Origin of the sequence: Desulfofalx alkaliphila DSM 12257 (assembly GCF_000711975.1) — a bacterium.
In the GTDB taxonomy this organism is placed as follows: domain Bacteria; phylum Bacillota; class Desulfotomaculia; order Desulfotomaculales; family Desulfohalotomaculaceae; genus Desulfofalx; species Desulfofalx alkaliphila.
Genome location: NZ_JONT01000017.1, coordinates 35698 through 44900, shown reverse-complemented (window position 1 = coordinate 44900; position 9203 = coordinate 35698). Strand labels below are relative to the sequence as shown.

General features: G+C 48.3%; 8 protein-coding genes and 1 riboswitch. Of the genes, 7 read left to right on the top strand and 1 reads right to left on the bottom strand.

Annotated elements, in window-relative coordinates:
- Nucleotides 1-435 precede the first annotated feature (435 nt).
- The gene (locus BR02_RS0110040; RefSeq protein WP_031516733.1) at nt 436-840 is read left to right on the top strand and encodes a CHASE3 domain-containing protein; all 405 of its coding nucleotides are present in this window, start codon (nt 436-438) and stop codon (nt 838-840) included.
- Nucleotides 841-873: 33 nt separating this feature from the next.
- On the top strand, nt 874-2049 hold the full coding sequence (locus tag BR02_RS0110035; RefSeq protein ID WP_169738596.1) for a methyl-accepting chemotaxis protein: 1176 nt from the start codon (nt 874-876) through the stop codon (nt 2047-2049).
- An 81-nt stretch (nt 2050-2130) separates the two neighbouring features.
- On the opposite strand, the gene BR02_RS0110030 is transcribed toward BR02_RS0110035, so the two are convergent.
- The gene (locus tag BR02_RS0110030; protein WP_031516729.1) at nt 2131-3408 is read right to left on the bottom strand and encodes an O-acetylhomoserine aminocarboxypropyltransferase/cysteine synthase family protein; all 1278 of its coding nucleotides are present in this window, start codon (nt 3406-3408) and stop codon (nt 2131-2133) included.
- 76 nt (nt 3409-3484) lie between these two features.
- Nucleotides 3485-3596: riboswitch (SAM riboswitch) on the bottom strand.
- A gap of 203 nt (nt 3597-3799) precedes the next feature.
- Between BR02_RS0110030 and ftsE the strand changes: the two genes are divergently transcribed.
- The 5 genes from ftsE to BR02_RS0110005 all read left to right on the top strand — a co-directional run bounded on the left by ftsE (nt 3800) and on the right by BR02_RS0110005 (nt 9175).
- Nucleotides 3800-4486 carry a cell division ATP-binding protein FtsE gene (gene ftsE, locus BR02_RS0110025; protein WP_031516728.1) on the top strand — a complete coding sequence of 229 codons (687 nt, stop codon included), beginning with the start codon at nt 3800-3802 and terminating at the stop codon, nt 4484-4486.
- On the top strand, nt 4476-5366 hold the full coding sequence (ftsX, locus tag BR02_RS0110020) for a permease-like cell division protein FtsX (protein ID WP_031516726.1): 891 nt from the start codon (nt 4476-4478) through the stop codon (nt 5364-5366). Before ftsE ends, ftsX begins: the two co-directional genes overlap by 11 nt.
- 34 nt (nt 5367-5400) lie before the next feature.
- A complete protein-coding gene (locus BR02_RS0110015) occupies nt 5401-6528 on the top strand; it encodes a murein hydrolase activator EnvC family protein (protein ID WP_238442456.1) in 1128 nt (375 codons plus the stop codon).
- A gap of 142 nt (nt 6529-6670) precedes the next feature.
- On the top strand, nt 6671-7825 hold the full coding sequence (locus tag BR02_RS0110010; RefSeq protein ID WP_238442455.1) for a S41 family peptidase: 1155 nt from the start codon (nt 6671-6673) through the stop codon (nt 7823-7825).
- Nucleotides 7826-7927: 102 nt separating this feature from the next.
- Nucleotides 7928-9175, top strand: coding sequence for a PDZ domain-containing protein (locus BR02_RS0110005; protein WP_031516719.1), 1248 nt, complete (start codon nt 7928-7930; stop codon nt 9173-9175).
- Nucleotides 9176-9203: the final 28 nt, after the last annotated feature.

Below are 9203 nucleotides of genomic sequence, written 5' to 3'. Positions count from 1 at the left end.
TCGGAGGTCGCACCCACACAGGTGCTTGGAAAAAACGTTGCAAAAAATATACAAAAATGGTATTATATCTTCTGTTGTCTAATTCACCGCAGGTGGCTGTGTTTACTTTGCAGCATCATAGAGTTATACAGAGAATACTAGACCGCCTTATATAGGGCGGTCTAGCTTGTTTCGCATCAAGTAATTGTAGGTTAACTCCAGCTAAATAATAACTACGAAAAGATATCACCATTTCATACTTAAATAATTTATATGTCAATAAATATAAAGTTGTAAAACTTTTTGTCGAATATATCTATGAAACATAGCTTCATGTTTTTGCATAATTTTTTAAGGGGGGTTTAGGTGGTATATATTGAAATTTTTTACCATTAAGCATGCTGCGCTATAGTTAAGATAAAAAAGGAATTAATTTTAATTGGGAGGATTTATTTAATGAAGTTGAGAATTGCCACTAAAATAGCTGCGGGTTATTTAGTTTTAACCCTGATGATTTTGATATTGGGAGTACACGGCTATAACAATAGTAAGGCCACCGAGTATCAAATGCAGCAGGTTGACATTTTAAACGACCGTGTAGATGTAGAAAAGGCCATTCAATTGGAAACCTATGCAATAATGTCTAGCTTGAGGGGATTCACTGCCACCGGCGAAGAAAGCTATAAAGAGGAATGTATTGACCGGTTGAACAAAACCTTTGAGCTTGTGGAAGAACTGCAGTCAATAGCTGCTGATGGTAATAGGGAAGCTGTTGAAAACTTGAAAAATCTAATCATTAAATACCAACAGCAGGTGGTGGGGCACACCTTGCCTGCCATCGAGCAAAGGTATAACGCCTAAAACGAGGCAGATCTTGCCATTGCCCAAGCCAAATTGCAAGAAACTTTGGCAGAGCAGGCAGTGGTGGGAGCGGAGATGGAGAGAATAGTGGCGGACTTGGTGGAGGCAAACCTTAATTTTAGGGAACAATACATAACAGAAGCCCAAACCGATGCCACTGCAGTTAAAAGAAATTCTATGTTAATATCTAGTCTGGCAGTTGTTGTAGCTGTCCTTTTAAGTTATGTGCTGACCAATGCTATTAAAAAGCCCATTATGCAGTTAATTGACGGTGCCAATAGATATGCAGAAGGGGACTTCAGCAATCAACTGCAAATTGATAGCAGTGACGAAATTGGAGATTTAGCCCGCTCCTTTAACAATATGGCCGCAAAGTTAAGCAGGTTAATTGGCGATATGGCCAACAAGGCCCAATCGCTGGCGGCCCACAGTGAAGAATTGGCTGCCTCCAGTGAAGAAGTTAATGCCACGGTGGAGGAAATAGCCGGCGCAACCAATGAAGTGGCCGCTGCTGCCGCTACCGGTTCCGAGGCTGCCCAAGAGGTGGTAAAGGAATCTCAAAAGGCCGGCCAAGTTGCCCAAATGGGTAATGAAACCATTGAACAAACGGTGTTAAAAATAAATGCCATTGCCAGTACCACCAACGAGGTGGCTAAGTCTATTCAGGACTTAAATGAACTATCAAACCAGATTGGTACAATCACCAATGTCATTACCGGCATTGCCGAACAAACTAATCTGCTGGCCTTAAATGCGGCCATTGAGGCAGCCCGGGCCGGTGAACATGGCAAAGGGTTTGCGGTGGTGGCCGAAGAGGTGAGAACGCTGGCAGAACAACCGGCCAATGCCACTAAAGAAATTAATGAGCTAATTAAACAAGTACAAATGGGAGTGGAATTGGCCAGCAACAACATGCAGCTGGGTGCCAAGGAGGTAGAGGACGGTGTACGGCTGGCAGCAGAGTCCGGTAAAGCCATGGCCGACATCATTGCTTCCGTTAATGTAGCCATTGGTATGGTTGAAGGAATACAAAAAGGCTCCAGACAGTCAAGCGAGGAAATGGAGCAGCTGGCTGCCAGCAATGAGCAGATCACTTCTACCACCCAACAGATATCTGCAGCAACCCAGGAACCGGCCGAAATTGCCAACCAAATGCAGTTACAAGTGGCCCAATTTAAGGTGGCCAAGACAGGGGATGCAGAAGGGTAAATAACAGCAAAATAGAAATTTTCAATGCGGCAGGGTGAGACTTCCCCTGCCGCATTTTTCGTCTTCTGTATGGTTCGTTTATTATGCTTTCAGTGCTTGATCCAGGTCTTGGAGCAAATCTTCAATATTTTCTAATCCGACGGACAGGCGAATTAGGTCTGGTTTTACACCGGCCCTTTCTTGTGCTTCTTCAGACAATTGACTGTGTGTGGTAGAGGCGGGGTGTATTACCAAAGATTTGGCGTCGCCCACGTTGGCCAAATGGGAGAATAACTGGAGCTTGTCTATAAAACGCCTGCCGGCTTCCAGGCCACCCTTAATGCCAAAGGCCATAATTGCCCCGGCACCTTTAAGATACTTTTTGCCCAGCCCATGGGAGGGGTGACTGCTGAGGCCCGGGTACCATACCCAGTTCACCTGGGGGTGATTTTGCAGGTATTCGGCAACCTTTTGGGCGTTGCTTACATGGCGGTCCATTCTTAAAGAAAGGGTTTCTATACCTTGAAGCAGCAAAAAGGCATTAAAGGGGCTTAAACTGGCGCCTAAATCCCTTAACAATTGGGTTTTTGCTTTAACCACATATGCCGCCGCCCCCACATCCTTACTGTAGATTATGCCGTGATAACTGGGATCCGGTGTTGTCAGGCCGGGGAATTTATCGTTTTGTTCCCAATTAAATTTTCCGCTGTCAATAATTACACCGCCCATACTGGTGCCATGGCCACCGATGAATTTGGTTGCAGAGTGTACAACTATATCTGCACCAAAATCGAAGGGGCGGCATAGGTATGGGGTGGCAAAGGTATTATCCACAATAAGCGGTATGCCTGCCTGGTGGGCAATGGCACTTACCTTTTCAATATCCAGCACGTCGCACCTGGGGTTGCCGATTATTTCTGCAAAAATGGCCTTGGTTCGATCATTAATGGCCCTTTTAAAGTTTTCAGGGTTGCCGGGCTCTACCAAATGAACTTTTATTCCCAGGCGGGCCAGGGTGTGGGTAAATAAGTTTACTGTACCGCCGTAGAGGTTGCAGGAAGATACAATTTCATCTCCGCTGGAAGCAATGTTTAGTATTGCTGCGGCGATGGCCGCATGTCCGGTGGCGAAAGCCAAGGCGCCTACACCACCTTCCAGTGCCGCCAGACGGTTTTCTAAAATTTCCACAGTGGGGTTACCGATGCGGGCATATATGTGCCCGGGCTCCTCAAGGTTGAACAGTTTTGCTGCATGCTGGGAGTCTTTAAATACGTGGGAAGTTGTTTGATAGATTGGCACCGCCCGGGAAAGAGTTTCACTGTCCGGTTGATGGCCGGCATGTAATGCCAGGGTGTCAAAGCCCCATTTCTGATCTTTCATAGTTACGGCCTCCTTGTTATATCTAAATAAAAAACCCCTTCACAGATGAAGGGGCAAACAACCTTTATACTATAACCTCTCATCTGCCAGGCATAGGGCCTGAAGGAATTAGCACCATGCCCAGTTTTATTAACTGGACTGGTTGCCGGGCTTCATTGGGCCTTTCCCTCCACCGCTCTTGATAAGAATAGTACCCATATAAAACTATGTTAACAATGATATACAAATTATTACCTAAAGTCAACAGCTTCGAAAATTACTGACCCGTGCTCTGCCGCCACGGGTTAAATGCCGAAATTCCAGCAAATTACTTGCAGAATTTCCCTTTACCTAAAGGAATTTATCTTACCTTGTCGAATGTTTAATAGGTACAGACAAGGTGGTGCGGCATGTGATTGTTTTTTACAATGTTTCGAAGGTATATGACAACGGAGTTAAGGCGCTATCGGATGTAACGCTGCGCATACGAAAGGGCGAATTTGTTTTTTTGGTGGGGCCCAGCGGGGCCGGCAAGTCCTCTTTGATGAAAATGATTTATCGGGAAGAGGTGCCCACCAGGGGCCAGGTGATGTTCAATGGCAAAAATGTACAGCGCATGAGAAAAAGAGATGTGCCCCATTTGCGGAGAAAAATTGGCATGGTGTTTCAAGACTTTAGACTGCTGCCCCAAAAAACGGTGGAAGAAAATGTAAGCTTTGCCTTGGAGGTTACCGGGGCTTCCAGAAAGGATATTAAAAGAATTGTACCCGCTGCCCTTAATAAGGTTGGCATGCTGGAAAAGGCCAAGCAGTATCCGGCCCATCTCTCCGGTGGGGAACAGCAGCGGGTGGCTATAGCCCGGGCCTTGGTAAACAACCCGGTTTTAATTTTAGCCGACGAGCCCACGGGAAACCTTGATCCGGCCACGTCCAAGGAAATTATGGAACTGTTTGAAGCCATTAACCGCATTGGTACCACCATAGTGATGGCCACCCATGCCTGGGATATTGTTGATAACATGAGGCGCAGGGTGATCGGTCTTTCCAATGGTCGAATTGTGCGAGACGAAGAGGGCGGGGTGTACACCTTTGCGAACTAACACCCTGTTTTATATCTTCCGTGAAGCATTGGTGTCTATGGTGCGTAACAGTTGGATGACCCTGGCGTCAATGGCTATTGTGGCTGTTTCGTTGATAATTTTGGGCAGCTCGGTGCTCTTGGTAATTAACGCTGATCATCTAACCCAACGGTTGGAATCTGAGTTAGAAATCAGTGTGTTTCTGCAGGAAGATTTAGATACCACCGAAGCGGGTGAGGTGGGCAGGCAAATTAAAAATACTGCCGGTGTAGCTGAAGTGGTGTTTGTATCTAAAGAACAAGCTTTAGAAGAAATGAAGGAGAGTTTTGGTAATCACTCGGAGTTATTGGAGAATTTAGAAAAAAACCCTTTACCCGATGCCTACCGCATCAGGGTTAATGATGCAAATCAGGTGCCGGTACTGGCCGGGCACTTTGAAAAACTGCCGGGTGTTGAGCTGGTACGTTATGGACAAGGGCTGGTGGAAAGGTTGTTGGCGGTAACCCACTGGGTGCGGGTGATTACCCTGGGCCTGATGGGAATGTTGGGCATAGCGGCCATATTCCTTATCGCCACCACCATTCGGATGTCCTTGTTTGCCCGCAGAAGAGAAATTGGCATCATGAAACTGCTTGGTGCCACCAACTGGTATATCCGTGCTCCTTTTATGATTGAGGGAATGTTCATTGGTCTTATAGGGGCCTTGGTGGCAGTGGCAGCGGTATACTCGGCTTACTCGTTTTTGGTTAATCGTCTCACCGATTCGATACCCTTTGTTAGCCTGGTAACCGGGGGCGACGTTTTAAATACTATATTTGGCCTCTTTATAGGCTCGGGGGTTTTGATAGGTGCCCTTGGCAGTGTAATTTCTATCCGCAAGTTTTTGGCGGAAAAAAAGTAGTGCAAAATATGATGTGATGAAAGGGTGAGGACCTTTGGGTTCTAGGACATGGAAAAGGATAATGGTACTGGGGATGTCTTTGGTGCTGCTGGTGGCTTTGGCGGCAGCTGCTTCGGGGTCAAACCTGGAAAGTCAGTTAAGGGAAATCCAACAAAGGCAGCAGCAGGCTAAACAGCAGGTGAGCAGCCAGAGGGGTGAGGTGCAGGATATCACCCGTCAGGTGGCTGCCCTTAATGCTTCTATTGCCCAGAAGGAAAATGAGATTAACGACCTTAATAATCGCATCAACGGCATTAACAAAGAACTGGATCGGGTGGAAGCCGAACTAAAGCAAGCTGAAGAGGATCTAGAAGAAAAAACCGAGCTGCTGATGAAACGGCTGAAGGGTCTTTACCAGGCCGGGGAAATCAGCTATTTAGAGGTACTGTTAGAATCGGGCAGTTTCTCTGACTTTATTAACCGCCTGGAGTTAGTTAAAAAGGTAGTGGAACAAGACAGGGAAATCATGGACGCCCTGGTGGTGGAGAAAAACCGCATTGAGGTAAGAAAAAGTGATTTGGAAGTAAAATTAAAGGAGCTGGCAGCCGTGCGCCAGCAACAGGAGCGGGCCCGGGCTGAACTGGCCTCAAGACAAGGGGAAAGGGCCGAATTGTTAAAGGCAGCCCAACAGGACTTGCGCAGGTATGAGCAGCAGCTAAATGAACTGGAACAGAGGGAGAATGAAATACTGCGCCGCATTGCCCAGCAAAGCGGTGGCAGTGCCTTTGTGGGCGGTAACTTTGCTTGGCCCACTCCCGGTTATACTACAATCACTTCACCCTTTGGTATGCGCAAGCACCCCATATTGGGTACCCAGCGCATGCACAGCGGCATTGACATTGGTGCCCCTATGAGTGCCAATGTGGTGGCGGCCCAGTCGGGTACCGTTGTGTCGGTGGATAACATGAGCGGCTACGGTTTAGTGGTGATGCTGGACCACGGCGGCGGTGTGCACACCTTATATGCCCACCTTTCCAAGCAGTTAGTTAGCTATGGTCAGTGGGTGGACAAGGGGCAGGTAATTGCCAAGGTTGGTTCCACCGGTATGTCTACCGGCCCGCACCTGCACTTTGAGGTGAGGGAAAACGGCAGTGTGGTTAATCCTCTAAATTATTTGAGATAATATTAAGGGCGCTTGGTGGCGCCCTTTTGGATTAAGAGGGGTTTGTTTAAGCGCTAAATTTAATCGAAGCAGGGTAAGGCAGTCTTGTTGTAATTTTTGCCAATGTGGTGTAGTATAATAAAGGTAAATTAGGTGCAGGTAGGTGACTTCTTTAGTGAGAGACGCATTGGGGCCCAGGCGTGGTTCTAAGGTACTGGTTATAATCGGACTGGTGGTCTTTTTATTTGTGGCAGTGACCGGTTATACCCTTTTTACCAATCATAACAATTTAGGTAACCTGGTGAAGGTGGTTTCGCTTATTCGCTCCCAGTACTTGGAGCCTGTGCCCACGGGACAATTGGTGGAAGGTGCCATTCACGGCGTGGTGGATTCCTTGGGTGACCCCTATTCGGTCTACCTGGATCCCGAAACATTTAGACAGCTCAACGAACAAATTCACGGTTCTTTTGGCGGTTTAGGCATATTGGTGGGTATTGAAGGCGATTACTTAACGGTGGTGCGGCCCTACGAGGGCACCCCTGCTGCCCGGGCCGGGGTGATGGCAGGGGATAAGATCACTGAAATTAATAATGAAGATGTGCGGGGTATTAGCCTTGATGTGGCTGTCAGCATGATGCGCGGCCCGGTGGGTACCAAGGTGGATCTTACCATAGCCAGGGAAGGGGTTGCAGAACCCTTGGAGTTTAGTATTGTCAGGGAAGAAATTATGGTGCCCACTGTGGAGGGACATGTGCTGCCTGATACTGAAATTGGCTATTTGGCCATATCGCAGTTTACTGAAAACACCCCCGATGAGGTGTCTGACAAATTAAGTGAATTACTAAGACAACAAATTAAGGGTTTGATTCTGGACTTAAGAAATAATCCCGGAGGTGAACTGCGGGCAGCCACAAAGGTGGCCGACCGGTTTATACCCGGCGGGCCCATTGTGCATATAGACTACAGGAACGGCAAGGATCACACCTTTGAGGCTTCAGAGGATGCTTTGGATTTACCGCTGGTGGTGCTGCAAAACCAACACAGCGCCAGTGCGGCGGAAATTTTGGCCGGTGCAATTAAAGATCACCAACTGGGCACCATTGTGGGTACCACCAGCTTTGGCAAGGGTGTGGTGCAGACGGTGTACCCCTTGGGAGACGGGGCAGGTCTAAAGCTGACCACCGCCCGCTATTTGACGCCCAACAAAGTGGATATTAACATGGAGGGCATTGAGCCCGATGTGGTGTTGGAACAGCCTACCAACGCCAGGGAAGATATGCAACTGCAGAAGGCGATAGAGATTATGCAAAACCTGTAGACGGTATTGCCTTGGCTTAGGCCATGGCAAAGGGCCGTTATGGTTGTATGAGAACAAGGGCCACGGAATTGCCGTGGTCCTTTTGAATAATGAGGTGAGGCGGTGTTCCCCTTTTTAGAAGTTATACCTCTGCTGATTACCCAATTAATTGAAGCGATTTTACATCCCATTTTCTGGCTGGTTATTATTTTGGTGGCCTTTCAATATCGCCGGACACTGCGGGAAAAACACCGTCTGTTTGGGTTTAAGCATGGTCGCTGGTGGCCCGACACCTTGCAGGCCGCCGGCTACGGTGTGCTGGGTGGGCTTATTGGCAGCATTTTAATGCTCTTTGTGGGCCTGACCCTCACCGGATCAGGGCTTATTTATCTCTGGGCGGTGGCCCTCTTGTTAATGATGATTAATTTGCGTTTTTTGTGTTTTGCCTATGCCGGGGGCATTTTGTCGCTGGCACACCTGCTTTTTGGCTGGCCGGAAATAAGTGTGCCGCAAGTTTTGGCCCTGGTGGCCATACTGCACATGGTGGAAAGTATACTGATTTATTTCAGCGGCCATTTGGGTGCGGTGCCCAGCTACTTTAAAATGGCGGGGAATCGGGTGGTTGGCGGTTTTGTACTGCAGCGTTTTTGGCCTATTCCGGTGGTGGCCCTGCTTGTTATTGGGGTGGCGGAGCTGCCCCCCGAAGGTGTGCCCATGCCGGAATGGTGGCCCTTAATTAAGCCCCGGGTAGAGGGTGACCCGGAGATGCTCTTATACGGCTTGATACCTGTGGTGGCCGGGCTGGGTTATGGGGATATGGCCACTGCCCGCAAGCCGCAAGAAAAGGCACGGCTTTCTGCCAAATATTTAGCAATTTACAGCCTGATACTGCTGGTGCTGGCGGTGCTTTCTGACCAGTACCTGCTGATGGGTTTAATGGCGGCCTTGTTTTCCTTCCTGGGCCATGAGGCAGTAATTTACATCGGCAAGAAAGTGGAGATGACCCAACAGCCCATTTATGTGCCGCCGGGCCAGGGGGTAATGGTATTGGATGTTTTGCCCAAAACCCCTGCCTGGAATGCCGGCCTGAGGTCGGGGGATGTTATTTTAGCGGTGAACGATATTCCTCTATACAGCAAGAGCACACTGCAGTATATGCTGCACCACAACGAGGGGCTATTGGAGTTTTCTTATATAAGCAGTGAACAGCAGGCCTATCGCCGGGAATTGGTGAAGGTTCCCCCTGCACAGCCCTTTGGGCTGCTGCCGGTGCCCGAGGGCGGTGAAGGGGTGCATGGGGAAATTAAAAACTCGGGTTTGCTGTCTAAATGGTTTGAAAAGTGGAAGAAGCGTTTTGGCGCTCCGCACTAAAAATCCCGGTGCTGTATACTACACCGGG